A 26,728-nucleotide genomic window follows, 5' to 3' on the forward strand; every position below is an offset into this window, starting at 1 on the left:
TGCTCAGCTCCCCGTTGACTCCACGTTGTGACCCACACCCTGCTTGCGCCGCCAGTCGCTCAGGACCCGGCCGCCCCCGAACAGCAGCAACACCAACGCGAACCCGGTCGCCAGGACGTACAGCGCGTAGCGTTCCGTCCGTTGCTGCTCGGACTCGCCGAGGACCAGTGTCGCGGCCTGGACGTTGGCGGAGTCGCCCGCGGGGCCCGCCGTGTCCGGCTTCGGACCGTCGGCCGAGGGCGTCGTCGTGTCGTCGTTGACCGCGGCGGCCGGGTCGATGACACCCCAGCCCACGAAGTCGTCGCGGCCCGCCTTGGTCCGGTCCGCCGTCTGTTCGATCTGGGTGATGACCTGCTTGTAGTTCCAGTCCGGGTGCTTGGCGCGGATCAGGGCCGCGACACCCGAGACGTACGGCGCCGCGAAACTCGTGCCCTGGTCGACGCAGTTGCCGCCCACCGGGACGGTCGAGACCATGTCGATTCCCGGTGCCGCGACGCCCACGAACGGGCCGGACTGGGAGAAGGGGGCGCGGGCGTTGTTGCGGTCGGAGGCGGCGACCGCCAGCACTCCCGGATACGCCGCCGGGAACGTCTCCTTGACCTTGCCGTCCGCGCCGTCGTTGCCGGCCGCCGCGACGATCAGGGCGTCCTGGTCCTGCGCGTACTTGACGGCCTGCCGGAAGCCGGCGTCGACAACCGGGTCCATCTTCGAGGCGGTGTCCTGCGAGATGTTGATGACCTTGGCGCCGGCGTCGGCCGCGTACTTGATCGCCTTGATCATCGTGCCGACGTTGCCGCTGCCCTTGTCGTCGTTCTGACGAATCGGGATGATCGTCGCTTCCGGGGCGAGGCCGACGAAACCGGTGCCGTCGAGCTTCCTGGCCGCGATGATCCCCGCGACCTTGGTGCCGTGGCCCACCGTGGGGTCGGTCTTGCCGGTGCCGCCCTTGTGCAGGTAGTCCGTGCCGTTGGCGACCGCACCCTTGAGCTGCGCGTTGACGGTGTCGACGCCGGTGTCGATCACGGCGACCTTGACGCCCTTGCCCTTGGTGTCCTGCCACAGCTGGTCGAGGACCACGCGCTGAAGCGACCAGGGCGTTCCCTTGATGATGTCGGACGGGAACGAGCAGCTGGTGTCGTCGACCTGGAAGCGCACGTCGTCGTCGGTCAAGGTGGTCCGCACACGCTCGGCGGCGGCGCTCGGTGTGGCCCCCGCCAAGGGCAGCCCACAGGCCAGAACCGCCACGGCGGCGGTGCCTGCGGCGCTCCGACGCGCGACGCGCGATGCCCCGGATCCCACTGTCTTACGTCCTCCCGTTTTGTTCCTGCATGGGACGTGTGAACCCGCTATGAGCGGAAAAGTCCATACGTCCCGTGAACCGCCGATGGGGGCGGATGCGCGACAGCGCATCCGCCCCCATCAAGCGGTCACGTCAGCCGCCCCAGATCTGGGCGTTCTTCGACTCGGTCGCCTGGTAGTTCTGGGCGGCGCTGTCGAGCGCCTTGGCGATGGCCTCCAGCGTCTGCTGCATGGAGGCGGCACGCTGGTCCCACTCGGCCTGCTTGGCGCGGTAGGACTCCTGCGCCGAGCCTTCCCAGCTGGCGGAGATGCGCTTGACGCCGCTCTCCAGCTCGTCAAGCTGCGTACGGATCTTGCCCGCAGTGCTGCGGACGTCCTGCGCGGCCTGGGAGATCGTGGCGAAATTTACAAGAATCTGCCCGGACATCTCTTCTATGTCTCCTCGGATGTGTGGATGGTCGGTCACGCACGTGCGCCGCGGCGCACGGGTTCGATCATCCGAAGGGGGACGAGGCCGCGATGTTCTGGATGGACGCGCGCTGCTCCTCTTCCGAAGCCGCGTAGGCCTTGGTGCTCTGGTCGATCGCTTCCTTGATGTCGTTCAAGATCTGGTTGATCTTGTTCGCATCCTGGTTCACCTGCGACTGCAGGTTGTTGTACGCGGTGGCCGCCGAGCCCTTCCAGCCGCCCGTGATCGTGTCGATCACGGTCTGCAGGCGGGAGATTTCGCCCTGGATCGAGGAGTTGACCGAGGAGATCTTGCCGCTGAACGCGACCATCTCCTCCTCGGTCATGGTGAACTGCTGTCCAGCCATGTTGTGTCCCCCATGAGACGTAGGAGTTCTAGGTAGACCCACACATGCCACACCGCCGCCGATGGGCGGCAGGCGTAGCCAGTCTGGTCTGCCACCACTCTAGACGCATCCGCTGACAGAACGAACATCCGAAGGGTTCTGTAGCGAGATCGCGATGAACTCAACTCACCTTTTTCACAAGTCATTTGCTATACGCGCGCGACGCGCGCGCCCAAAAGGAGTTGAGGTGGGTAAACGCCATCGAAGCTCTCCCCCGGCCCCAACAGCCTGGAGGAGAGCCCTCGTTCCGATGCGGACGCCTGGCTTACGACCCCTGCGCCTGCTCCGCGTTGCCGCTGCTGAGCTCCGGTCCCGCCGCCAGCAGGTCCGCCCACGCCGCCGGGACCGCGACCGGCTTGATCTTGCCGTAACCGAGCCTGACCTGGGCGGTGTTGGTCTGCTGGGTGTCGGCCTTCTCGCCGCCGGTGACCGCGCTGTCGTTGCGTGCGGGGACCGAGTAGCGCAGACCGGTGTCGGTGACGAGGAAGGTGCTGCCGCCGCCGGCGTCGGCGCCCGTGAGGCGCTTGAACAGCAGGCCGCTGCCGGGCGAGACGTAGGTGCGCGAACCGCTCTGGGAGAGGTCCTTCGGGTAGTCCTGACCGGTCCACACCGTCATCATCGGCAGGCCGGTCCTCTCGTTCTTCTCACCGCCGTGCCACACGCTGCACGAGATCTTGTTGCCGCCCCGCTCCCAGTGCGTGTTGGCCTGCACCACCGGCTCCTCGGGCCACCGCATCTCCTCCATCCACTTACCGGTCTCGGGGTGGATGTCGTTGAAGCCGACCTGCACCGGCGCCGGATTCTGGCCCGCGTACACGGAGTTGATGAAGGGACTGCGCAGCCACATCTGCGCCGCGAAGTCCGACACGGGCTGGACCTTGCCCTTCAGCACGATGTACTTCTGCTGCCCCGCTCCGGCGCCGGCCTCGAGGATCATGCCGACCTTGGAGAGGTTGGGAGCGAGCCCCTCGACGTTCGCCTCCGTCCCCGCGTCCGCCTCGAGATTGGGGAAGTCCAGGATCCCCGCGGGGTTCAGCGTCTTGAGGAAGTCGGGGCTGACGCTCTGCGGCTGCACCCCGTCGCCGAACACCGCGCGCTCGATGTCCTGGAGCGAGTTCTTGCTGTCGAGCCGCCAGTCCTTGCCGCCGATCAGATAGGCGCTCCCGTCCGCGGTGACCATGTACCGCGGACCGTTCCCGCTGAGCGAGCTGGGGTCCTTCGGGCCCTCGACGTACAGCACCTGGCGCTGGTTCAGCTCGCCCTTGGTGTGCAGCAGCTTGCCGTAGTCGCTCTTGTTCAGCACGTACGTCGCGCTGACGGGCTGCCCGTCCTGCCCCGGGGACTGGCACAGCGCCCAGGTCTTGACCGTCTCGGCGTCCTTCGCGGACGGCAACCGGTCCGGAGCGAAGGGAATGCCGACGGTGGCGCCCATCGGGTACTTGCTGTTGTCGAGCACCGACTCCTTGATCTTCATGACCTGGGGGTTCTCGCCGTTCAGCAGAAGCCGGGCGGAGGCGAGGTTGAGGACCGGGTGCAGGCTGAGCTTGTTCTCGCCCTTGGTCTTCACCAGCACATAGCGCGTCGTCGACTCGCTGCCGACGAGGATGTTCTTGCCCTGGCTGTCCCAGCCCTTCGGCGCGGTCGGGCTGAGCATGCCCCAGGCCCCGAATCCGATGAGCACCAGAGCCGCCACACCGAGACTCGGCAGGACCGTCTTGAGGGGGCGCGGCGCGGCCTCTTCCGAACCGTGCGGAGACGGCTGAAGAAACGCCGCCACCGTGCGCCTGCGCGCGAAGGAGTAAGCGTTCAGCTCATCCCGACGTGTCGCCATCGATGGGTCAACTCCCCGTTATTTCGCTTTGCTGCCGAATGCGGAACTCCCCAGGGCCGCCCGGTACTCCGTGGCGTTTGCTCCTGCAGGGGCCTCTACTATGCCGTGTGACGATCGCACCGTACGGTACGGGGTACGGTGATCCGCCGCCAGCTCGAGTCGCGGCCAGACAATGCAAAGGGGTTGTACCGGGGGATGAGCACTGCGACCAGGTCCCGGCGCCGTAACGGCAGCCGTCGTACCCAGGAGAACCAGGGGCCGGGGCAGGTGCCGGAACCGGCACAGCCGTCCACGCCCCCGAGTCCGGCCTCGCCGTCGCTCGCCCGGCGCCCCGGCAGCATCGGCCCCATCCGCGTCCAGCAGCTGATCGGCTTCGAGCTGGCCGCCGCGGTCCTGCTGATCGGCTGGCTGCTCCGCCCCATCGGTCTCACCGTCGGCATCGTGCTGGCCGTACCGCTGGTCCTCGCCGGACTGCTGCGCCGGCGCGGCCGCCCGCTGCCCGAGTGGTTCAGCACCGCCCGCGCGCTCCGGGACCGCCGCAGGCGCAACGCCGAGCCCGTACCGCCCGGCACCGACCCCGGTTTCGCCCCGGCCGTCGAGTGCGACCCGGCGCTGCGCACCTACAGCTTCCAGGACCGCGAGCAGCGCGAGATCGGCATGCTCGGCGACGGCACCTTCCTCACCGCGCTGGTCCAGGTGCAAGCCGCGGACACCCCGCTGCGTCCTTCGCACGGCACCGGCAACATCCCCCTCGATCTGCTGCAGGGCCTGCTGGAGGTCGACGACATCCGGCTCGCCTCGGTCCAGATCGTTCAGCACACCCAGCCCGCGCCCGCCCCGCACCTGCCCCCGCAGGCCATGGCGGTCCGCTCCTACGGGCCGCTGCAGGCCCAGAGCATGACGCCGGGGCTGCGTATCACCTGGGTCGCGCTCAAGCTCGACCCGGAGCTGTGCCCGGAGGCCGTGGAGGCCCGCGGCGGCGGTATGCAGGGCGCCCGACGTGCGCTGCTGCGGGTCGCCGACCAGCTGGCCAGCCGGCTCATGGGGGCCGGAATGCAGGCCAAGGTGCTGAGCGAGTCGGACATCTGCGGGGCCATCGCGACCTCCAGCTGTGTCAACCCGATGGCCACCACCGGCGGTGCCGCGATGGACGGCAGCCGCTCGGGCCGCCGTACGGCCGAGACCACCCGCACCTGGCGCTGCGACGACCGGCTGCACACCACGTACTGGGTCTCCAAGTGGCCGCAGTTCGGCGGCGGCGGGCCGGCGTTCCCCCGGCTGGTCGGTGCGCTGACCTCCGCGCCCACCCTCGCGAGCACCTTCTCGCTCACCATCAGCAGGCAGCGCGGCAAGGTCCTGGCCCTGTCCGGACACGTCCGCCTCACCGGCCGCGGTGAGAACGAACTGGGCGAGGCCGCCGAGCACTTGGAGCGGGCGGCGTCGGCGTTCAAGGTCGGTCTCGTACGGCTCGACCGTGAGCAGCTGCCCGGAGTTCTGGCCACCCTGCCGCTGGGAGGTACCCGCTGATGTCCACTCCCACCATGCGTCCCTCGGGTCGACCCGGCTTCGGAACCTCCACCCCGGGCTTCCCCGGCCAGCGTCCCGGGCATCTGCCGCGCTCCCCCGAGCCCGCCCGGCTCGGCCCCGAGCGGCGTCTGCGGGCGGCCTTCGGCCTGCTCGGCCCCCGGCGTGAGCGTCACCTCGTCGACGCCGACGTGCTGTCGCAGCTGACCCTGCCAGTCGGCGACGACGGTCTGATCCTCGGCATCGACCCCGACAACCAGCCCGCCGTACTGGGCCTGTGCCGCCCCACCCGCCTGGACATGGTGCTGGTCGGCGGTACCTGGCTGGCCCAGGTCATCGCCCTGCGGGCGGCGGCGATCGGCGCCCGTGTGGCCGTCGAGACGGCCCGTCCGCAGCTGTGGGCGCCGATGGCGCAGGCGGCCGGCGGCGGCCAGCAGTGCGTGACGGTGCACCAGGTGGGGCGGATCGCCCCGCAGGGACCGTCCCCGGCCAGCCCGGTGCTCATCATCCGCGACCTCGGCATCCGTCCGCCGCGCAGCCGTCTCACCACGGCGCCCTGGCAGTCGGTGCTCACCCTGCTCCCCTATCTCGGCCCCACCGCGCCCCGGCTGCTGGCCAACGCGGACGTCGTCGGCATCCAGCGGATCTCCCCGCAGGAGTCCGAAGTCGTGGGCAGGTCGATGCGGTTGCCCCAGGGCGACGCGGCCTCCCTGCCGTCCCTCTCCGACAACGTCGCCCTGTGGTGCACGCAGAAGCACCGGCAGTACGTGATGACCCAGCCCACCGACGCGGAGACCGGTCTCCTCGGGGCGCCCCGCCGCATGGACTGACGGGCGGGCCCGTGGCGCGGCCAAGGTCCGGGCCCCTCACACGAGTTCGTGACCGAGCCGTTGCGCCGTGTGAGGGGGCCCAGGCCAAGTAGGGTGCTCCTGCACGAGGTTCGCTCATGAGAAAGGGCCCGCCGACCATGACTGACGCGGACGACATCGCCGCAAAGACGCCGGACGAGGACGTCAGGGCGCGAAAGGCGAGGGAACGGGACGAGCTGTACAGCCTCGACATCTCCGGCGTCGAGTGGCACAGCGCACCCGGCACCGAGGAGCACGAGGAGCGCGTCGAGATCGCCTACCTCCCCGAGGGCGCGGTGGCCATGCGGTCCTCCCTGGACCCGGACACCGTGCTGCGCTACACGGAGGCGGAGTGGCGGGCCTTCGTACTGGGCGCGCGCGACGGCGAGTTCGACCTGGAGCAGGCCGAGTAGCGCGGCGGTCGAGCGGCACGGTGGCCGAGCAGGCACGGCGGCCCGGGCTCAAGAGACAGACAACCGTCACAAGCACGACATCACGGCAGGCGTCGCTCGGTCGCGCGCGAGCGCACAGCGGACGGGCCTGCCCCGCCGACGCGTGTGGCGTTTACGCTTGATGCGGGTGCGACGTAGGAACCCACGGGTGGGATGTTCGCGTCCAGGGGACTTCAGTCGGATCGGACCACAGGAACGGTCGCCCCCAGCCCGGCACATGAGTGCCCACACGGCACGAGGGTGCTCGACCAACCAGGAGGAATTGTGCAGAGCGATCGGGACGGGCTGCGCGCGGGCTGGACCACGCCCAGCGACGACCAGTCCGACGCGGAGTCCGCCACCGAGATGACGGGCGAGTTCACCATCGACTACGCCGCTCCTGCCTGGTACACGCAGAGCGCGGCTCCCGAGGCCGAGGCGGTGCCTCCCGCGCCCGCCCCTGCTCCCGCCGCGCCCGCACCGCACCCCGGTTACCCCGATACGTCCGGTTCCGCACCGTCGTCTCCCGTTCCCGGCCCGCAGTTCGACCCGTCCGCGGGTGCGGCCGGCGCGACTCCGCCGCCTCCGCCGCCGTGGGCGGGAAACCCCGCGGCCCCCCAGCCGCCGGTCCCCCCGAACCCGCAGAGCGGCTACGGCTATCCGCAGCCACCGGCTCCTCCGCACCCGCAGAGCGGCTACGGCTACCCGCAGCCGCCCGCTCCCCCGGCGCCCGCGCAGCCCATGGCCTCGGCGGCTCCCGCGCCTCCCATGGCGTCGCCTGCGCCCGCCGCTCCTCCGGCCGCTCCCACGCCTCCCGCCGCCCCCGTGGCTCCGGCGCCCCCGGGACCGCCCGGCGCCCAGAACAGCACCGACGCCGCCGCGCCTTCGACCGGCGCCGACGCGGAAGGCCGTACCGACATCCCGGCCGCCGCTACGACGCCGAGCGCCCCGCAGCCCCCCGCCGCCCCGTCGGCGGACGCGCCCACCGCACCCGAGCCGCCGACCTCCGGCGAAGCTCCGCAGGTGTCCGCAGAGGCGGGAGACACCCCACCGGCCGCCCCTGCCCCTGCCCCTGCCCCGAGCGAGGCAGCACCCGCATCCGGCTCGGACGACGAGGGCGCGGACACCCCGCAGACCCCGCCCGGCGCCGAGGCCGCGCCCGCAGCACCAGAGTCCCCGGCCGACACCTCCGCCGGTGACGCCGAGACCGGCGCGGAGCCGCAGACCGCCGCCCCGGACGCCCCGGTGGCACAACCGGCCGTACCGGAGCAGCCCCCGGCCGCCCCGAGCGCCGCCCCGGAGCAGCCCGAGGCGGCACGGTCGCCCGTACCCGAGCAGCCCGAAGCGCAGCAGGAGGGCTGGCGGCCCCCGCCCGCGCCGCAGGGTGCCGTCCCGCCGCTCCCGCCGCAGTTCGCTTCGGCGGACTCCGGCACGGCCCCGTCACCGGCTCCGGAGTGGACGACGGGCGGACAGCCGCAGCCGCCCGCCGCGCAGCCGGGCACCCCGCCTCCGCCCGGCCAGCCGGCGGCCGCCGCCGCCCCGCCCCAGGCACCGCAGCCCGCGCCCTCCGGCTGGCCGGCCACCCCGCCGCAGCCCGACGGCCCGGCGGGTCAGGGCGGTTACGGTTACCCGCAGCCGCCCGCGCCACAGAACCCGCAGAGCGGCTACGGCTTCCCGCAGGCACCCCAGGCCCCCCAGCCTCCGGCGCCGCAGCCACCGCAGAGCGGTTACGGCTATCCGCAGCCGCCCGCTCCCCCCAACCCGCAGGCCGGTTACGGGTTCCCGCAGCCCCCCGCGCCGCAGAACCCGCAGAGCGGCTACGGCTTCCCGCAGGCACCCCCGCCCGCCCCGGGCGGTTACGGCTACCCGCAGGCGCCCGCCCCGGGCCAGCCCCAGCAGCAGGCCCCGGCGCAGCCCGGTCAGCCCATGCCCCCGGCCCAGCCGGGACAGCAGCCGCAGCCGCCGCAGGCCCAGCCCAACCCCTACGCGGGCGCTCCCGGCCAGCCGGGCGTGGACCCCCGTACCGGTGCCGCCTGGCCCGCCGCCGTCCAGCACGACCAGCGGCAGCAGGTCGCCGGCGCAGGCGCGCCGCTCGGCTACAACGCCGCGGTCGAGCTGACCTCGGACCGGCTGGTCAACAGCAAGAAGCAGAAGGCGAAGAGCAGCCGTCCCACCTCCGGTGGGTCGAAGTTCAAGATCGGCGGCAAGAAGGAGGAGCAGGAGAGGCAGCGCAAGCTCGACCTCATCCGCACCCCGGTGCTGTCCTGCTACCGGATCGCGGTGATCAGCCTCAAGGGCGGCGTGGGCAAGACGACCACGACCACCGCCCTCGGCTCCACCCTCGCCACCGAGCGGCAGGACAAGATCCTCGCCATCGACGCCAACCCGGACGCCGGCACGCTCGGCCGCCGGGTTCGGCGCGAGACCGGCGCGACCATCCGTGACCTGGTCCAGGCGATCCCGTACCTCAACTCGTACATGGACATCCGGCGGTTCACGTCCCAGGCGGCCTCGGGTCTGGAGATCATCGCCAACGACGTCGACCCGGCCGTGTCCACGACGTTCAACGACGAGGACTACCGGCGCGCGATCGACGTGCTGGGCCGCCAGTACCCGATCATCCTCACGGACTCGGGCACGGGTCTGCTCTACAGCGCCATGCGCGGGGTCCTGGACCTCGCCGACCAGCTGATCATCATCTCGACGCCGTCGGTGGACGGCGCGAGCAGCGCCAGCACGACGCTCGACTGGCTGTCGGCGCACGGATACGCGTCCCTGGTCTCGCGGTCCATCACCGTGATCTCGGGGGTCCGCGAGACCGGCAAGATGATCAAGGTGGAGGACATCGTCACCCACTTCGAGCAGCGCTGCCGAGGCGTCATCGTCGTACCGTTCGACGAGCACCTGGCGGCCGGTGCCGAGGTCGACCTCGACATGATGCGGCCGAAGGTCCGGGAGGCGTACTTCGACCTCGCCGCGATGGTGGCCGAGGACTTCGTACGGGCCCAGCAGGAGCAGGGCCTGTGGACGGGTCAGGGCGGCCACCAGCCGCCGACCATGGCTCCTCCGATGCCGGGCCAGCAGCAGGCCCAGCCGCCGGCCGCGCAACCGCCGTTCCAGGGCTTCCCCGGCGCCCAGCCCGGCCAGCCGTGGCAGACGGGCCAGCCCGGTCAGCCGCAGCCCGGGTTCCCGCAGCCGCCGTACGACCCGAACGCGGGTCAGCCGCCGCAGCAGTAGCGAAGGAAAGTGGGCCGGCACCTTGAAGGTGCCGGCCCACTTTCCTTTGCCCCTACGCCCTTCAGCCGCCGGCGCCCTCGATCAGCTCACGACACCGCTGCACGTCGACGGCCATCGCCTTGAGCAGTTCGTCCAGCGACGCGAACTTCTGCTGCCCGCGCACATACGCGAGGAAGTCCACCGCCACGTGCAGCCCGTACAGGTCGAGCCCGACGCGGTCGATCGCGTACGCCTCCACGGTGCGCTCGGTGCCGTCGAACTGCGGGTTGGTGCCGACGGAGATCGCGGCCGGCATCGCCTCGCCCTGCGTGTGCAGCCAGCCGGCGTAGACGCCGTCGGCCGGGATGGCGGTGTGCGGGAGGGTCTCGACGTTGGCGGTCGGGAAGCCGAGTTCACGGCCGCGCTGGGCACCGCGGACCACGACGCCCTCCACCCGGTGCGGACGGCCCAGGATCTCCCCGGCGCCCTCCACGTCGCCCTCGGCGACCAGGCGCCGGGTCAGGGTGGAGGAGAACGGCTCGCCGCCGCCCGCCGTGCCCGACACGTACAGGTCGACGACCTCGACCTCGAAGTCGTACGTCTTGCCCTGCTCGACGAGGAAGTCGACATTGCCCGCGGCCTTGTGGCCGAAGCGGAAGTTGGGGCCCTCGACGACCGCCTTGGCGTGCAGCTTGTCGACGAGGACCTTGACGACGAAGTCGGCGGGGGAGAGCTTCGAGAACTCCGTGGTGAAGGGGAGGATCAGCAGCGCGTCCACGCCCAGCTCGGCCATGAGCTCGGCGCGGCGGTGGTGCGGGGCGAGCAGCGGCGGGTGGCTGCCGGGGCGGACGACCTCGCTGGGGTGCGGGTCGAAGGTGACGACCACGGAGGGGACGCCCAGCTCGCGCGCCCGGTCCACGGCATGCCGGATGATCAGCTGGTGCCCGCGGTGGACCCCGTCGTAGGAACCGATGGTGACGACGCTGCGCCCCCAGTCCTCGGGGATGTCCTCCAAGCCACGCCAGCGCTGCACTGTGACCGCTCCTCGTCGAACCCGTGTCCGTATTGACTCTTAAGGCTTACGCAGGTCTAAGGGTGCCATGCCGCGTGCCCGTCGCTCGCATCGGCATGGGGGTGTGACCCGACGCACGCGGACACGGGTGCTCCACGCACCCGCCGGATTCCGCGGAGTCAGGCGGGAATCCGCACCCCCGCCAGGTTCTCGATGATCCGCCGGGTGCCGGGGCCGACCACCGCCGCCCACTCGTCCGGGCGATCGGTGAGCCAGCCGGCCACCAGCGCGGCGAACCCGGGGACATGCCGGCCGAGGTCGACGAGGCCGTGGTCGAAGCGGGTCGCTCCGTCCGGGGTGCGGACGAGGAGGAGGCCGATGCGGTGGACGAGCTCGCGGATGTCGGTGTCGGCGCGGGCGGCGGCCGCGGGCAGCAGGGCGACCAGGACCGCGGGCTCGCGTTCGTGGTCCAGGAGGAGGGCGAGGAGTTCCTGGCGCAGCGGGCGGGAGGCAGGGGCGCCCGGCCCGGCCAGTACGGCCGCGAGCGCGGCCCGCACGCCTTCGGAACCGCCGTCCAGCAGGCCGGTGACCAGCGGGAGCAGCACGGCCCGGGCGGCGGGGCCCTGGTCGAGGCGCCGGTCGACGTACGCGGCCAGGTCCCCGGCGGTCTCCGGGCGCCGCTCCACCGCCTCCCGCACCAGCACGGCCACCCGGCGGGCCAGGGCGGGCGTGGTGACGTCGGCGAGCGCGCGCAGCGCCGCCCCGGCGTCCGGTCGCCGCAGCCGCTCCCGGAAGGCGTCCAGGACCGGCTCGGGGTCGGTGGCGAGCGCGGGCACCAGCGCGCTGGGCGGGAACTGCGGGTCGCCGGCCGCGAAGTGCCCGAGCGCCTGCGGGAGATGACGGTCACGCGTGCGGGGATCGTGGACCAGCAGGGCGAGCGCGCCCGCGTGCAGGGTGCAGTCCTCGGGACGGGCCAGCAGGGCGAGGGCCGCGTAGCGCAGGAGCTCGCGGTCGGCGTCGGTGCGCACGTGCGGGGCGGCGCGCAGTCCGTACGCCACCGCCGCCACCCGCCGGGCCGGCCGCTCGTCGTGCGCCCACCGGTCCACGGCCCGGCACACCGCCGACGGCTCCTCCTCGGCGAGCACGGCGAGCAGTTCGTCGGCCCGCCGGTGCGCGCATCCGAAGAGTTCCTCGGTGAGGTCGTCCAGGGCCCGGGTGCGGTGCGTGTGCAGCAGCGCCTGCGCGGCCGTCGCCACGGTCGCGTGCGGGGTCGCGGGCAGCGGCCGCTCGTCGTCGAACCAGCGGGTGAGATGCGGCTGTACGGCGGTGGGGTCGGCGGCGAGCAGCTCCGCGACGGCGTCCAGGAACCGGGGGCCGGGTTCGTGCGGCGGCGCGTCGGCGAGGACGAGACGGCGGAGCAGGTCGAAGCGGGTGCCCGGCGGGAGCCGCAGGGCGGTCCAGAAGGCGGGGCCGAACGCGGCCGGGACCGGTTCCCGCCGGTGGCGCCGGGCCACGAGACGGTCGGCGAGCTGCCGGAGCACATCGGTGTACGGCGTCGCGTCGGGCACTCGCAGCAGGGTCTCGGTGAGCAGCCGGGCCGCCCACCAGGAGTGCGGGTCGGCGTCGAGGGCGTGCAGCAACTCCTCCAGCCTGTACGCCAGTTGAGGTGTGCCGTGCTGGCGGGCGACGAGGAGCAGGGCCTGCACGACGGGGCCCACGCGGTGGTGCGGGACGGGGAGGGGGTGCTGTCGGCCGGGGCGGCGGTGGACCAGGGCGCGCAAGGCCCCGTCCAGGTCCAGGTGCATGCCCTGGATCCAGTCGGCGAGCTCCTCGTGGGCGAAGCGGTAGCCGCTGCCGGCGGGGACGAGGAGGCCCTCGGCGAGGACGGCGGAGGCCCAGCCGGTGCCGCCGAGCCGCTTCGGAGCCCGGCCCCAGGGGAACACCGCCTCGAACGAGGCCCGGTCCAGTTCGCCCTGTCCGGGGCCGAGGCTGCGGCGGGCGGCCTCGTGGACCTGGCCGGAGACCTTCGCGGCGAGCCGTCGCACGGCGGCACCGCGCAGACCGCTCGGAGTGGCAAGGCGCACCGCGATGCGCAGGCACATGAGGTCGAGGTGGGCCTCGATGACCTGGTCGCGGTCCACGGGGCCGGGGGGCGCGTCCGGGAGGGCGGCGCGGACCTCGGAGAGGAGGCGGAGGGCGAGGGGGTGGCGGGCGTCGGAGGCGGCGAGCGTGCCCTCGGGGAGGGCGTAGCGGGCCCGGGCGCGGCGGGCCTCGTCCTCGGTGAGGTCGCCCAGGTGTACGCAGGGCGGGAGGTGCCCCCGCGAGTCGCCGTACAGGAGCTCTTCCGGGAAGCCCGCCCCCTCCCAGTACTCCGCGCGGCACGCCACCACCAGCCGTGCCCCCGTCTCCGCCAGCCACTGCGCCGTGCCCTGCGTCCACTCGGCGAGGCGGTGCGCCAGGACCGCGGGCATCTCCTCGGGGCCGTCGAGGAGGAGGAACAGAGGGCGGCCGGCGGCGCGGGCCAGCCGGGCCAGTCGCTCGGGGGTGAGGTCGCCCAGGTCGGCGGGGACGGTGCCCCCGGAGGTCGCCACGATCCGGGCCGCCCTGCCGAGCGCGCGGTGGGCCGCGTCGGCCACCGAGGCGTCGGTGTCCGCCAGGTCGGCACCGCGCAGCCAGAGCGTGGGTGCCGGGGCGGGGCCTCGGTGGCGGCGGGCGGCGAGGGCCACGAGTTGGGTCGTACGGCCGCTGCCAGGCGGTCCGACGAGGCCCAGGACGGGGGCCTGTCCCTCGGTGAACGCGGTGAACTCCCCGGTGACCGCGGCCCGTTCGACGGGTTCCGGGGTGTCTCCGGGGCCCGGACGACCGGCCGGCGCGCCCGGCGGCCCGTCCTGCGCCACCGAGGTGGCCGTCAGCTCCAGCACACCGGCGAGGTTGAGGTCGGCGCCGTACGCCGGGACGGTCGCGGCGTTCTCCGCGAGCAGGTCGGCGAGGGGGCCGGTGCGGACGGAGCCGAGCGGGACCGCGTAACCGCTGTCGCGGTGGCCGCTGTGCAGGGCGGTGCCGAGGACGGCGACGACCGCGCCGGTGACGGCGTCGAGTACGGGTCCTCCCGCGGCTCCGCCTCCCAGCCGCAGCGCGTCCCGTCCCGCAGTGCCGATCGCCAACTCCAGGGCGTCTTCGAGGAAATGGAATCGGTCGGTGGCCGTGTAGGTCACGGCGGCGGGGCCGAGCACCCTGGCCTCGCGCCAGCAGCCGGCGAAGAGCCGGACGTAGGTGCCGGTGGCGACGGTGTCCCGCACGGAGACGGGCAGCGGGTCCACGCCGAGTCCCTCGGTGCGGACGAGCGCCAGATCCAGCTCGGGCAGCGGGGTCACGGCATCGGCGGCCACCACGCAACTGCGGTCACCGGCGTGCAGAACAAGCCGGGCCGGACCGTCGACGGCCTCGTGGCTGGTGACGACGGTGCCGTGGTGATCGCCGACGAAGCCGGTCCCGCGGAGCCGTCCTGCCAGGTCGTGGATCCGCACGAGGTGCGTGTCCTGCCCGGGCCCGGAGGGGGCCTGGTCCCGGGGCTCGCGTCGGCGCCCTTGCGCCGGCCGGGAACGGTCGTCGTACCGCCCCCACCGGTGCCTGTCGCACCCCGGTCGCGGCTGCCCGTGCTCCTCGGCGGCCGCCCGGTCGACTCCGCCCGTCGGTCCGGCCGGCTCCCGTGCGGTTCCGTCCTCCTGCCGCGAGCTCCGCGTGCCGGAGTCGGGTGGCACGGCTCCACCGACGGAGTCACCCCCTGCCGTCATGGCCGAACCTCCCCGCCGTACGCACGTTCCTGTTTTCGACGGTAGGCGTGCGGTGATCAGCGGGACAGATCGCGTGGTGAACGCGCCCCCTTCCACACCCCCGGTTCACTCCGAGCGCCTGCCCGCGCGGGTGAATGGAAGGGGGACGGCGGATACACCCTAGGGGTGGGGGAACCGAGGGGGGACCGTGGAGCGGCGGCACAACCCCGTGATCGCCGCTCCACGGGCGGACCGCCCCGGTGCCCCCCGCGTTTCCGGCGTCAGCCGAAGACGGCCAGGCTCTTGGCCTTGCCCTTCTGTTCCTCGACCAGTGCCAGGAAGTGACCCTCGGGGCCGAAGACGGCCACCGTGCCGACGCCCGCGTACTCGTCGGGCATGTCGAGCCGTACGCCGTTGGTGAGGAGCTTGGCCCGGCGGTCGTCGACGTCCCAGCGGGGGAAGGCGGCTGCCGCGGCCTCGGCGATCGGCATCACCGTCAGCTCCTGCTGGAGCTGGTCGAGGGTCCTGGCCGAGTCGAGCTTGTACGGACCCACGCGGGTGCGCCGCAGAGCCGTCAGATGGCCGCCGACGCCCAGGCCCGCGCCCAGGTCACGTGCGAGCGCCCGGATGTAGGTGCCGGACGAGCAGACCACCGACACGACCAGGTCCACCACGGCCGTACCGTCCTCGGCGACCGCGTCCCGGACGTCGTGGACCGCGAAGGACGAGACGGTGACGGGTCGGGCGGGGATCTCGAACTCCTCGCCCTCCCGTGCCCGCTTGTACGAGCGCACCCCGTCGATCTTGATGGCGCTGACCTTGGACGGCACCTGCATGATGTCGCCGGTCAGCTTGGCGATCCCGGCGTCGACGGCGTCGCGGGTGACCTTCGAGGCGTCGACCGACCTCGTGATCTCGCCCTCGGCGTCGTCGGTCAGGGTCGTCTGGCCGAGCCGGACGGTGCCCAGGTACTCCTTCTCGGTCAGCGCGAGGTGCCCGAGCAGCTTGGTCGCCTTCTCGACACCGAGGACCAGCACGCCCGTCGCCATGGGGTCGAGGGTGCCGGCGTGTCCGACGCGGCGGGTCCTGGCGATCCCGCGCATCTTGGCGACCACGTCGTGCGAAGTGAAGCCCGACGGCTTGTCGACGATGACAAGTCCGTCGGGCGTCCGGTTCTTCTGGGTCATTCGGCGGCGTCGTCCGTCTCGTCCTCGTCGCCCGGCTTCCGGTACGGGTCGGCGTCGCCGGCGTACGCGGCACCCGCGGACACCTCGCGCACCTTCTCGTCGGACTGGCGGGCCTTGTCGAGGAGGTCGTCGATGGTCTTGGCGGTGTCGGGCAGCGCGTCCGCCACGAAGGTCAGCGTCGGCGTGAACTTCACGCCCGCCGCCGCCCCGACCGCGGAGCGGAGCACGCCCTTGGCGCTCTCCAGTCCGGCGGCCGCGGCCGCCCGCTCCTCGTCGCCGCCGTACACCGTGTAGAAGACGGTCGCCTCCCGCAGGTCACCCGTGACCCGGGTGTCCGTGATGGTGACGTGTGAGCCGAGCCGCGGGTCCTTGATCCCGCGCAGCAGCTTCTGGGCCACCACCTCTCGGATGAGGTCCGCCAGCCTCTTGGCGCGCGCGTTGTCGGCCACTGGTCCGTCTCCTTAAGTACTTACTTGTTGCTTCAGTCTTCGTCGCTGTGGAGCCTGCGTCGAACCGAGAGCAGCTCCACCTCGGGCCGCCCGGCGACCAGCCGCTCGCAGCGGTCCAGTACGTCGGTGAGGTGTCCCGTGTCCCCGGAGACCACCGCCAGCCCGATCTCGGCCCTGCGATGGAGGTTCTGGTTGCCCGTCTCCGCCGCGCTCACCGCGTACTTGCGCTGGAGCTCGGCCACGATCGGACGGACGAGAGAGCGTTTCTCCTTCAGCGAGTGCACGTCACCGAGGAGGAGGTCGAAGGACAGAGTCCCCACATACATGTGTGTCCGGATGTCCCGCCGGTTCGGGGTACGGGCGCCACGCTTCGACGCCGATACGGGAACCGTACACGCAACGGCCGGGGCCGATCGACGGATATTACGTCCGCCGACCGGCCCCGATCGCGTGCTGAGACGGTCAGCCGCGCGGCTTCTCGCGCATCTCGTACGTCGCGATGACGTCGTCGACCTTGATGTCGTTGAAGTTTCCGAGGTTGATACCACCCTCGAAGCCTTCGCGGATCTCGGTGACGTCGTCCTTGAAGCGACGCAGACCGGAGATGGTGAGGCTCTCCGCGACGACCTTGCCGTCGCGGATGAGGCGCGCCTTGGTGTTGCGCTTGACCTCGCCGGAGCGGACCAGGACACCGGCGATGTTGCCCAGCTTGGACGACTTGAAGACCTCGCGGATCTCCGCCGTACCGAGCTCGACCTCTTCGTACTCCGGCTTGAGCATGCCCTTGAGGGCCGCCTCGATCTCCTCGATCGCCTGGTAGATGACCGAGTAGTACCGGACGTCCACACCTTCGCGCTCGGCCATCTGCGCGGCACGCCCTGCGGCGCGCACGTTGAAGCCGATCACGATGGCGTCCGAGCCCATCGCCAGGTCGACGTCCGACTCCGTGACCGCACCGACACCGCGGTGCAGGATGCGGATGTCGACCTCTTCGCCGACGTCGAGCTGGAGCAGCGAGGACTCGAGAGCCTCCACCGAACCGGACGCGTCGCCCTTGATGATGAGGTTGAGTTCCTGCACCAGACCGGCCTTGAGGGCCTCGTCCAGGTTCTCCAGGGAGAACCGGACACCCCGGCGGGCGAAGTTGGCGTTCCGCTCACGAGCGGCGCGCTTCTCGGCGATCTGGCGGGCCGTACGGTCCTCGTCGACGACGAGGAAGTTGTCGCCGGCGCCCGGGACGTTGGTGAGACCGAGGACGAGGACCGGAGTCGACGGACCCGCCTCTTCCAGGTTGTCGCCCTTGTCGTCGAGCATCGCGCGGACACGGCCGTACGCGTCGCCGACCACCATGGTGTCGCCGACCCGCAGGGTGCCTCGCTGGACCAGGACGGTCGCGACGGCACCGCGGCCGCGGTCGAGACGGGACTCGATCGCAATACCCTGCGCGTCCTGCTCCGGGTTGGCCCGCAGGTCGAGCGAGGCGTCCGCGGTGAGGACCACGGCCTCCAGAAGGGCCTCGATGTTGAGGCCCTGCTTGGCGGAGATGTCGACGAACATGGTGTCGCCGCCGTACTCCTCGGCCACCAGACCGAACTCGGTGAGCTGACCGCGCACCTTGGTCGGGTCGGCACCCTCGACGTCGATCTTGTTGACCGCGACCACGATCGGCACGTCGGCCGCCTTGGCGTGGTTCAGCGCCTCGATCGTCTGGGGCATCACACCGTCGTTGGCCGCCACCACGAGGATCGCGATGTCGGTCGACTTGGCACCACGGGCACGCATGGCGGTGAACGCCTCGTGACCCGGGGTGTCGATGAAGGTGATCTTGCGCTCTTCGTCGTTGACCTGGGTCGTGACCTGGTACGCACCGATGTGCTGCGTGATACCGCCGGCCTCGCCCGCGACGACGTTCGTCTTGCGGATGGTGTCGAGGAGGCGGGTCTTGCCGTGGTCGACGTGACCCATGACGGTCACGACCGGCGGACGCGCGACGAGGAACTCCTCGCCACCCTCGTCCTCGCCGAACTCGATGTCGAAGGACTCGAGCAGCTCGCGGTCCTCCTCCTCGGGGCTGACGATCTCGAGGACGAAGTTCATCTCGTCCGCAAGGAGCCTCAGCGTCTCGTCGGAGACGGACTGCGTGGCAGTGACCATCTCGCCGAGGTTCATCATCACGCCGACGAGCGACGCCGGGTTGGCGCCGATCTTCTCCGCGAAGTCGGTGAGGGAGGCACCGCGCGACAGTCGGACGGACTGTCCGTTGCCGCGAGGCAGCATCACGCCGCCGACCGACGGGGCCTGCATGGCCTCGTACTCCTGGCGCCTCTGCCGCTTCGACTTGCGACCGCGACGCGCGGGACCGCCGGGACGACCGAAGGCGCCCTGCGTGCCACCACGACCGCCCGGACCACCGGGACGACCGCCGAAGCCGGGGCGACCGCCGCCGCCACCGCCGGGACCACCCGGACGACCGGCGAAACCGCCGCCACCGCCACCGGGACCACCGGGACGACCGGCGAAACCGCCGCCGCCACCGCCGGGACCGGCCGGACGACCGGCGAAGCCGCCGCCGCCCGGACGACCGCCGCCACCGCCACCGGGGCGACCGCCGCCACCGGGACCGCGGCCACCAGGGCCACCGCCGCCGGGACGCGGGCCGGCAGCAGGACGCTGCGGCATCATGCCGGGGTTGGGACGCGCACCGCCGGGACCACCGCCGGGACGCGGACCGCCGCCCTGCGGACGGGGCATGCCGCCCGGGCTGGGACGCGCGCCGCCCGGAGACTGCGGACGGGGACCGCCCGCCGCGCCCTGGGGACGGGGACCGCCCTGGCCCTGACCCTGCGGACGCGGAGCGCCGCCGGGAGCACCGGGGCCGCCCTGGCCGCCGGGACGCGGGGCGCCGCCCGGACGGGGCGCCTGCGGGCGCGCCATGCCGGTGGAGCCACCGGAGGTGAAGGGGTTGTTGCCCGGACGGGGACCGGCCGGACGAGCACCGGGACGTGCGCCCTGGCCACCCGGACGCGGAGCGCCGGGACGGTCGCCGCGGTCACCGCGACCCTGACCGCCCTGGCCGGGACCGCCGGCCGGACGCGGGGCGCCCGGACGCGGAGCCTGCTGGCCGGCCGGACGAGGAGCACCCGGACGCGCGGTGGAACCCTGGCCCTGGGACGCCGTCTGGCCCTGGGAGGCAGCCGGCGCGGCGGGAGCCGACGGCGGTGCCGTGAACTCGGGCGTGGTCGGAGCCGGGGACGCCGGGGCGGGCCGCGGCGCGGGCTTCGGGCCCGGAGTGGGACGGGGGCCGGAAGCGGCCGGCGCGGCGGGAGCCGCGGGCTGCTCGGCGGCGGCCGGCTTCGGGGCCGGCGGGCGCGGGGCGGCCGGACGGGCGGCCTGCGCGGGAGAGGGGGCTGCCGGACGAGCCGGGGCAGCCTTGCGTGCGGGGGCGGGCTTGCCGCCTCCGTTGCCCTGCTGGAGGGCGTCTGTCAGCTTGCGTACGACGGGCGCCTCGATCGTCGAGGAAGCCGAACGAACAAATTCACCGAGTTCTTGGAGCTTGGCCATGACGACCTTGCTCTCCACCCCGAACTCCTTGGCGAGTTCGTATACCCGGACCTTAGCCACTTCGCTCCTTTTAGGTCCGGGTTGCGGCCGGACCGTCGCTACTTCATGGGCGTACTCATCGCGTGCTCATCGAGTGCTCATCGCAATCTCGACCTACTTCCAACTCGCGGGGTACCTGGGCCGCACGGGGGTTCCGCGCGACGCTTCTTACGGTGTTGCCTGCTCAGCAACTGTCTGTCTGCTCGACGTACTGGCGCAACGCCTTTATGTCGAGTGCTCCCGGGGCGCGCAACGCCCGCGTGAACACCCGGCGGCGTACCGCCTGGTCGAGACAGACCAGGGCGGGGTGGATGTACGCACCCCGGCCGGGCAGCGTACCGCGAGGATCAGGGACGCATGCGTCCTTGATCGCCACGATGCGCAGCAGATCGGTCTTGGCCGCTCGCTGCCTGCAACCCACACAGGTTCGTTCAGGGCATGCGCGGGCGTGCGTCCGGCCAGACACTCTTAAGTCTACCTCCCCGTACCGACCTCACCCCTTGGGGGCAGCGATCGAACGGTTGTTGTCGTGATCTAAGCCCCCGACGGCTTGGATCTATTCCCCGGCGCCGTTCGCCGGCGCTATTCGGCGGCCTGCTCGGTGTCCGGCCGGATGTCGATCCGCCAGCCGGTGAGCCGGGCCGCCAGGCGGGCGTTCTGGCCCTCCTTACCGATGGCCAGGGAAAGCTGGTAGTCGGGGACGGTCACCCGCGCGGAACGGGCGGCCATGTCCACGACCTCGACCTTCGAGACGCGGGCCGGCGAGAGGGCGTTCGCCACCATCTCGGCCGGATCGTCCGACCAGTCGACGATGTCGATCTTCTCACCGTTCAGCTCACCCATGACGTTGCGCACACGGCCGCCCATGGGGCCGATGCAGGCGCCCTTGGCGTTCAGGCCCGAACGGGTGGACCGTACGGCGATCTTGGTGCGGTGACCGGCCTCGCGGGCGATCGCGGCGATCTCGACGGACCCGTCGGCGATCTCCGGCACCTCCAGGGCGAAGAGCTTCTTCACCAGATTGGGGTGCGTGCGGGACAGGGTGACGGACGGACCGCGGACGCCCCTCGCCACCCGTACGACGTACGACCGAAGGCGCATGCCGTGCGGGTAGGTCTCACCGGGCACCTGCTCCTGCACCGGCAGGATGGCCTCCAGCTTGCCGATGTCCACGAGCACGTTCTTCGGGTCGCGGCCCTGCTGGACCACGCCCATGACGATGTCGCCCTCGCGCCCCGCGTACTCGCCGAGCGTCGCGTCGTCCTCGGCGTCGCGCAGCCGCTGCAGGATGACCTGCTTGGCGGTGGTGGCGGCGATACGGCCGAAGTCGGACGGGGTGTCGTCGAACTCCCGGGGCTCCTGGCCCTCTTCGAGGTCCTCGGGGTCCTCCTTCGCCCACACGACCACGTGTCCGGAGTCCCGGTCGAGTTTCACGCGCGCGTGGCGGTGGCTTCCCTCGGTGCGGTGGTAGGCGATGAGGAGGGCCGACTCGATCGCCTCGACCAACAGGTCGAAGGAGATCTCCTTCTCCCGCACCAAGCCCCGCAGGGCACTCATGTCGATGTCCACGGCTACGCCTCCTCTTCGTTCTTGTCCTTGCGGCTGAACTCGACCTGCACGCGCGCCTTGTCGACCTCGGAGAAGGCGAGTCTGCGGGCGGTGGCCTTGCGGCCCTTCACACCGGGCACCTCGAGGTCGAGGCCGTCGTCGTCGACCTTCAGGATCCGCGCGACCAGCTCTCCGCCCTCGGCCAGCTGGAACTTCACCAGCCGGTCCACGGCCCGCACATAGTGCCGGTGCTCCTTGAGCGGCCGCTCCGCGCCCGGGGTACCGACCTCGAGGGTGTACTCCCCCGCGCCCATCGCGTCGCTCTCGTCGAGCTTCGCCGAGAGCGCGCGGCTCACATCGGCGATCTGGTCCAGGTCGGCACCGGTGTCCGAGTCGACGACGACGCGCAGCACTCGCTTTCGCCCTACGGAGTCCACTGCGATCTCTTCGAGATCCAGGCCCTGGAAGGTGACGAGCGGTTCCAGGAGCTCTCGCAGCCTCTCGCTCTGGGTGGTGCTCATCCGGGTGACTCCTCGGCCGCGTGTGCTGTTGTGGGTAGGTCGCGTGTCTGGTCAAAGGGTATCCGGTCGCGGAGGGTGTTGCCGTCCAGGTGACATCGGATGCGCGGGTACCGTGATCGCCGGCGGGCTCGACCTCCCGCCCGTTTGTTCGTACGAGCTTCCCGAGGACGTCTGTCGTGCCGTACCCCCCTCAGCCGCGCGTCCCCTCCGGGCCGCGCAGAAGATCCCTGCTCGCCTCGGTCGCCGGGGGCGCCCTTCTCGTGGGCTGCTCCGACGGGACCGGAGACAGCCAGGAGGGCACCGCCGGCAGTCCCTCCCTCGTCGAACGGGTCCGCGTACGGGCGGCTCGGGACAGTCGGGGGATCGTCGAGCGGTACGACGCGGTCCTGGCCGCGCATCCGATGCTCGCGGAGCGGGTCGGGCCGTTGCGGGCGGAAGCCGTGCGGCATGTGGAGGCGTTCGGGGAGAAGGTCACGACGGCCTCCCCCACTGCGTCCGGCAGCGCCTCGCCCTCGCCGTCGGCCACCGTGCCCGCGACCGAGAAGGACGCCCTCGCCCAGCTCGCCGCCGCCGAGCGGGCGCTCGCCGACCGGCGGGCCCAGGCACTGGTGGACGTGCCCGGCGAGCTGGCCCGGCTGCTGGCCTCGGTGGCGGCGGCCGGCGCGGCGCACGCCTATCTGCTGACGGAGGGTGCCCGATGAGCGAGAAGCAGGAGCTGGAGGCCCTCCAGAAGGCCCTGGCCGCCGAGCACGCCGCCGTCTACGGCTACGGCGTCGTCGGCGGCCGGATCGGTGAGGTCCGGCGCGCGGAGGCCAAGGCCGCCTACGACGCCCACCGGGCCCGCCGGGACGCCCTGGTGCGTGCGGTGCGGGACCTGGACGGGAAGCCGGTGGCCGCTGCGCCGGCGTACGCGCTGCCCTTCCCGGTGCCTGACCCGGCGGCGGCGGTACGACTCGCCGCCGACCTGGAGGACCGGGTGGCCGGGGTGTGGTCCGACGTGGTGCGGGCAACCGGGGGCGAGCGGCGGAGCACGGCCGCCGAGGCGCTGCGGGAGGCCGCGGTGCGGGCGGTGCGCTGGCGCGGCGAGAGCGTAGCCTTCCCTGGGCTCGCCGAGCGGGCGACCACGGCGTCGCCCTCGTCCTCGGCCTCGCTTTCCCAGGCGGCCCCCACGACGTAACGCGGTACTGGAAGGGAACTACTCGCGCATGGCTTTCGAACCACCACAGCGGCTGGTGCGGGCGCTCGGCGAGAGCGTGCCGGACGCCGACGACTGGGTGGACAAGCTGCCCGACACCGCCGGACAGGCCGTCGCGCTGCGCGAGTTGACCGTGGAGCGGGTCCAGGTGCCCGGCGGACGCAGCAGCCTCGTCGTGCTCGTGCGGCGGTCCGACGGGACGCCCGCCGTGCTCAAGCTGGTGCCGCCCCGGTCCCGGCCGGAGAGCGAGCGGGCGGCTCTCGCGCACTGGGACGGGCGAGGGGCCGTACAGCTGCTGGAGCCGTTCGTCACCGAAGGTGTGCTGATGCTCGAACGGCTGCATCCCGATGTCTCCGTGCGGTCGCTGCCCGAGGCGAAGGCGTTGCTGGAGGCGGCCGGGACCCTGCGGCGGCTGTGGGTGGAGCCTCCCGACGACGACAACGCCCATGTCTTCGAGACGGTGGCCGAACGGACCGGACGGCAGGCCGAGGCGATGCGAGGTGCTCCCGCCGAGGTGGCCGCACTGGTGAGCGCGGCTCTCGACGCACGGGAGTCGTTGCTGGCCGCGCCCCCGGAGGAGCGGCTGCTGCACGGCACGTTCCGGCAGAGCAAGGTGCTGTCCGGGACGCGCGCCCCCTGGCTCGCCGTCGGGCCCGACCCGGTCGTCGGGGAGTGTGCGTTCGACCTTGCCCGGCTGGTGCGGGACCGGGTCGAGGACCTGATCGCCACGCCGTCCGGGGCGGCGACCACGCGGCGGCGGGTGAAGCGGCTCGCGGAGTCGTTGGAGGTGGACCAGGAGCGGCTGCGGGGATGGACGCTGTTCCGGGCCGTGGAGTCCGGCGTCCGGGCGCTACGGGTGGGACGGCCCCGGGACGCCGAGCTGCTGCTGGAGTTCGCCGGGTGGCTGTGAGGCGGCGTTCGGGTACGCCGCCTCACCCCGCGACGGTTTTCCCTAGGCGGTCAGACGGGCGATCGCCTCGTCCACCGTCAGCTCCTCGCGCTCACCGGTACGACGGTCCTTGAGCTCCAGGACGCCCTCGGCGGAACGACGGCCCGCGACCAGGATCTTCGGTACGCCGATCAGCTCGGAGTCCGTGAACTTCACCCCCGGGGAGACGCCGGCGCGGTCGTCGACGAGGACCCTGAGCCCCGCCTCGCGCAGCTTCTCGGAGACGTCGAGGGCCAGTTCGATCTGCAGGGCCTTGCCGGCGGCGACGACGTGCACGTCGGCCGGGGCGACCTCGGCGGGCCAGCACAGGCCCTTGTCGTCGGCGGACTGCTCGGCGAGAGCGGCGACCGCGCGGGACACGCCGATGCCGTAGGAGCCCATGGTCACGCGGACCGGCTTGCCGTGCTGGCCGAGGACGTCGAGCTTGAGGGCGTCGGCGTACTTGCGGCCCAGCTGGAAGATGTGGCCGATCTCGATGGCACGGTCCAGCTTGAGGCCGGTGCCGCACTTCGGGCACGGGTCGCCCTCCTGGACGACCACGACGTCGACGTACTCGTCGACCTCGAAGTCCCGGCCCGCGACGACGTTCTTCGCGTGCGTGTGCTCCTTGTTGGCGCCGGTGATCCACGCGGTGCCGGGGGCCACCCGCGGGTCGGCGATGTACTTCAGCTTCTCCTGACGGCCCTGCGGACCGACGTAGCCGCGGACGAGGTCGGGGCGGCCCACGAAGTCCTCCGCCGTCACCAGCTCCACGGCGGCGGGCGCGAAGTGCGCCTCGACCTTGCCCAGGTCGACCTCGCGGTCGCCGGGCACACCGACGGCCACGATCTCGCCGTCCACCTTCACGAGGAGGTTCTTCAGGGTGGCGGAGGCCTCGACGCCGAGGTGGGCGGCGAGGGTCTCGATGGTCGGGGTGTCGGGGGTGGGGATTTCCTCGAGAGCGGCGACACCGTCCGCGTCCACCGGCTTCAACTCGTACGTGATCGCCTCGGTGTTGGCCGCGAAGTCACAGTTCGGGCAGTCGGCGAAGGTGTCCTCGCCGGCCTCGGCGGGGGCGAGGAACTCCTCCGACTTGGAGCCGCCCATCGCGCCGGCGGTGGCGGCACAGATGCGGTAGTCGAGGCCCAGCCGCTCGAAGACCTTCTGGTAGGCCTGCCGGTGCAGCGCGTAGGACCGGGCCAGGCCCTCGTCCTCGGTGTCGAAGGAGTAGGAGTCCTTCATCAGGAACTCGCGGCCGCGCAGGATGCCGGCCCGCGGGCGGGCCTCGTCACGGTACTTGTGCTGGATCTGGTAGAGGATGACCGGCAGGTCCTTGTAGGAGGACGCCTGGTCCTTCACCAGCAGGGTGAAGATCTCCTCGTGGGTCGGGCCGAGGAGGTAGTCGCCGCCCTTGCGGTCCTGGAGCCGGAACAGCTCGGCGCCGTACTCCTCCCAGCGGCCCGTGGCCTCGTACGGCTCCCGCGGCAGCAGGGCGGGGAGCAGCACCTCCTGGGCGCCGATCGCGTCCATCTCCTCACGGACGATCCGCTCGACGTTGGCCAGCACCTTCTTGCCGAGCGGCAGCCAGCTCCAGATGCCCGCGGCGGTACGGCGGACGTACCCGGCGCGCACCAGCAGCTTGTGGCTGAGGACCTCGGCGTCCGCCGGGTCGTCGCGCAGCGTCTTCGCCATCAACTGGGACATGCGCTGGACCGGTGCGTTCGCCATGGTTCTCGTACTCCTGCCGGAAAGGGTGATGGCTTGGGGGTGTCCGACACATTCTCGTCGTCCGCCCGGCGGGCGGGCCGCGCGGCGTCTGGTGCGTGCGATCGCAAGGCGCCGGAGCGCCCTCGTGGCGGAGCCACTTGGGCGGTTCGGCAACGCGGCGAGACGTGCCAGACGCCGCGCGGCAGGCGGGAATGTGTCGGGCGCCCCCAAGGAGGTTAGCCGGGGGGCGTCTGCCGGTGGAAATCCGTTAACGGCGGCGCAGCGGCAGCGGGGCACCCATGACCGCGTACGGCTTCGGGGCACTCGGGAAGAGAACCTGGCGGGCGAGGTCCTGGTAGCCGAGCGAGTGGTACAGACCGCGGGCCGGACTGTCGGTGTCGATCGCGGAGAGGATCGAACGGGGCTCGGCGGCGCTGTCGGTGATGCTGGTGATCAGGGTGCGGCCGATGCCGCGGTTCTGGTGCTGCGGGTGCACATGGAGCTCGGTGATCACGAAGGAGTCGTCGAGCCAGAGGTCGTTGTGCCGCGCGCGCAGGTAGGGCTCCACGACGGTGGACCACCAGTGGGTGCGGTCGTTGGGCATGCCGTACACGAAGCCCACGAGGGTGCCGCCGACGGTCGCGCCGAGGGCTCTCGCGCCGGGGTAGGTCATGTGCCGCAGGACGATCTGACGGCGGACCGCCACCTCGTCGGCACCGAGCCCGAAGGCGACGGCTTGGACGGCTAGCGCCTCGTCTACGTGGGCCGACAGGTCTAGGGGGCCGATGACGAGGTCCATGCGGGG

Annotated in this window: 22 protein-coding genes; 7 read left to right on the forward strand and 15 right to left on the reverse strand. The window is 72.2% G+C overall.

Annotated features, from left to right (window positions below; translation table 11 throughout):
* Positions 1-3: 3 nt before the first annotated feature.
* From mycP to eccB, 4 genes are all read right to left on the reverse strand, one after another.
* A complete protein-coding gene (gene mycP, locus RKD20_RS12400) occupies positions 4-1,245 on the reverse strand; it encodes a type VII secretion-associated serine protease mycosin (protein ID WP_424877791.1) in 1,242 nt (413 codons plus the stop codon).
* 187 nt (positions 1,246-1,432) lie between these two features.
* Positions 1,433-1,726, reverse strand: a complete 294-nt coding sequence (locus RKD20_RS12405; protein ID WP_007385065.1) for a WXG100 family type VII secretion target — start codon at positions 1,724-1,726, stop codon at positions 1,433-1,435.
* Between the two features lie 67 nt (positions 1,727-1,793).
* Positions 1,794-2,114: a WXG100 family type VII secretion target gene (locus RKD20_RS12410; protein ID WP_007385064.1), complete on the reverse strand. Its 321-nt coding sequence runs from the start codon at positions 2,112-2,114 to the stop codon at positions 1,794-1,796.
* Positions 2,115-2,418: 304 nt separating this feature from the next.
* Positions 2,419-3,984: a type VII secretion protein EccB gene (gene eccB / locus RKD20_RS12415; RefSeq protein WP_424877792.1), complete on the reverse strand. Its 1,566-nt coding sequence runs from the start codon at positions 3,982-3,984 to the stop codon at positions 2,419-2,421.
* A gap of 195 nt (positions 3,985-4,179) precedes the next feature.
* Here eccB and eccE point away from each other — a divergent pair, with 195 nt between their 5' ends.
* The 4 genes from eccE to RKD20_RS12435 all read left to right on the forward strand — a co-directional run bounded on the left by eccE (position 4,180) and on the right by RKD20_RS12435 (position 10,024).
* Positions 4,180-5,511 carry a type VII secretion protein EccE gene (gene eccE / locus RKD20_RS12420; protein ID WP_424877793.1) on the forward strand — a complete coding sequence of 444 codons (1,332 nt, stop codon included), beginning with the start codon at positions 4,180-4,182 and terminating at the stop codon, positions 5,509-5,511.
* A complete protein-coding gene (locus RKD20_RS12425) occupies positions 5,511-6,338 on the forward strand; it encodes a hypothetical protein (protein ID WP_424877794.1) in 828 nt (275 codons plus the stop codon). Before eccE ends, RKD20_RS12425 begins: the two co-directional genes overlap by 1 nt.
* Positions 6,339-6,475: 137 nt before the next feature.
* Positions 6,476-6,769 carry a DUF397 domain-containing protein gene (locus RKD20_RS12430; RefSeq protein WP_007385060.1) on the forward strand — a complete coding sequence of 98 codons (294 nt, stop codon included), beginning with the start codon at positions 6,476-6,478 and terminating at the stop codon, positions 6,767-6,769.
* Between the two features lie 303 nt (positions 6,770-7,072).
* Entirely contained in the window at positions 7,073-10,024 is a 2,952-nt protein-coding gene (locus RKD20_RS12435; protein WP_424877795.1) for an SCO5717 family growth-regulating ATPase, read from the forward strand.
* Positions 10,025-10,085: 61 nt separating this feature from the next.
* On the opposite strand, the gene RKD20_RS12440 is transcribed toward RKD20_RS12435, so the two are convergent.
* The 9 genes from RKD20_RS12440 to rimP all read right to left on the reverse strand — a co-directional run bounded on the left by RKD20_RS12440 (position 10,086) and on the right by rimP (position 22,093).
* Complete coding sequence (locus tag RKD20_RS12440; RefSeq protein ID WP_391180168.1) at positions 10,086-11,036, reverse strand: bifunctional riboflavin kinase/FAD synthetase; 951 nt, start codon at positions 11,034-11,036, stop codon at positions 10,086-10,088.
* A gap of 158 nt (positions 11,037-11,194) precedes the next feature.
* Positions 11,195-14,542: a trypsin-like peptidase domain-containing protein gene (locus tag RKD20_RS12445; RefSeq protein ID WP_424877796.1), complete on the reverse strand. Its 3,348-nt coding sequence runs from the start codon at positions 14,540-14,542 to the stop codon at positions 11,195-11,197.
* Between the two features lie 527 nt (positions 14,543-15,069).
* Positions 15,070-15,975 (reverse strand): tRNA pseudouridine(55) synthase TruB, encoded by a 906-nt coding sequence (truB, locus tag RKD20_RS12450; RefSeq protein WP_424877797.1) that lies wholly within the window; start codon positions 15,973-15,975, stop codon positions 15,070-15,072.
* Positions 15,972-16,424: a 30S ribosome-binding factor RbfA gene (gene rbfA / locus RKD20_RS12455; RefSeq protein WP_007385054.1), complete on the reverse strand. Its 453-nt coding sequence runs from the start codon at positions 16,422-16,424 to the stop codon at positions 15,972-15,974. The genes truB and rbfA overlap by 4 nt, the downstream gene beginning before the upstream one ends.
* A 32-nt stretch (positions 16,425-16,456) precedes the next feature.
* Positions 16,457-16,750, reverse strand: coding sequence for a DUF503 domain-containing protein (locus RKD20_RS12460; RefSeq protein ID WP_020122665.1), 294 nt, complete (start codon positions 16,748-16,750; stop codon positions 16,457-16,459).
* A gap of 136 nt (positions 16,751-16,886) precedes the next feature.
* On the reverse strand, positions 16,887-20,045 hold the full coding sequence (gene infB, locus RKD20_RS12465; protein WP_424877798.1) for a translation initiation factor IF-2: 3,159 nt from the start codon (positions 20,043-20,045) through the stop codon (positions 16,887-16,889).
* A 163-nt stretch (positions 20,046-20,208) separates the two neighbouring features.
* Positions 20,209-20,490: a YlxR family protein gene (locus RKD20_RS12470; RefSeq protein WP_078612768.1), complete on the reverse strand. Its 282-nt coding sequence runs from the start codon at positions 20,488-20,490 to the stop codon at positions 20,209-20,211.
* Positions 20,491-20,606: 116 nt separating this feature from the next.
* Positions 20,607-21,593: a transcription termination factor NusA gene (gene nusA / locus RKD20_RS12475; protein WP_020122669.1), complete on the reverse strand. Its 987-nt coding sequence runs from the start codon at positions 21,591-21,593 to the stop codon at positions 20,607-20,609.
* A gap of 2 nt (positions 21,594-21,595) precedes the next feature.
* Positions 21,596-22,093 (reverse strand): ribosome maturation factor RimP, encoded by a 498-nt coding sequence (gene rimP / locus RKD20_RS12480; protein ID WP_424877799.1) that lies wholly within the window; start codon positions 22,091-22,093, stop codon positions 21,596-21,598.
* 176 nt (positions 22,094-22,269) lie between these two features.
* On the opposite strand from rimP, the gene RKD20_RS12485 reads away from it, so the two are divergent.
* Genes RKD20_RS12485 through RKD20_RS12495 form a run of 3 tightly spaced genes read left to right on the forward strand, consistent with a single transcriptional unit; the run spans position 22,270 to position 24,198 of the window.
* Positions 22,270-22,794 (forward strand): hypothetical protein, encoded by a 525-nt coding sequence (locus RKD20_RS12485; RefSeq protein WP_424877800.1) that lies wholly within the window; start codon positions 22,270-22,272, stop codon positions 22,792-22,794.
* Positions 22,791-23,270 carry a ferritin-like domain-containing protein gene (locus RKD20_RS12490; protein WP_424877801.1) on the forward strand — a complete coding sequence of 160 codons (480 nt, stop codon included), beginning with the start codon at positions 22,791-22,793 and terminating at the stop codon, positions 23,268-23,270. The genes RKD20_RS12485 and RKD20_RS12490 overlap by 4 nt, the downstream gene beginning before the upstream one ends.
* A gap of 28 nt (positions 23,271-23,298) precedes the next feature.
* The gene (locus tag RKD20_RS12495) at positions 23,299-24,198 is read left to right on the forward strand and encodes an aminoglycoside phosphotransferase family protein (protein ID WP_424877802.1); all 900 of its coding nucleotides are present in this window, start codon (positions 23,299-23,301) and stop codon (positions 24,196-24,198) included.
* Positions 24,199-24,240: 42 nt separating this feature from the next.
* On the opposite strand, the gene RKD20_RS12500 is transcribed toward RKD20_RS12495, so the two are convergent.
* On the reverse strand, positions 24,241-25,944 hold the full coding sequence (locus tag RKD20_RS12500) for a proline--tRNA ligase (RefSeq protein WP_424877803.1): 1,704 nt from the start codon (positions 25,942-25,944) through the stop codon (positions 24,241-24,243).
* 247 nt (positions 25,945-26,191) lie between these two features.
* Positions 26,192-26,722: a GNAT family N-acetyltransferase gene (locus RKD20_RS12505; protein WP_424877804.1), complete on the reverse strand. Its 531-nt coding sequence runs from the start codon at positions 26,720-26,722 to the stop codon at positions 26,192-26,194.
* Between the last annotated feature and the right edge of the window lie 6 nt (positions 26,723-26,728).

The organism is Streptomyces sp. SLBN-8D4 (assembly GCF_049739545.1).
In the GTDB taxonomy this organism is placed as follows: Bacteria; Actinomycetota; Actinomycetes; order Streptomycetales; family Streptomycetaceae; genus Streptomyces; species Streptomyces canus_C.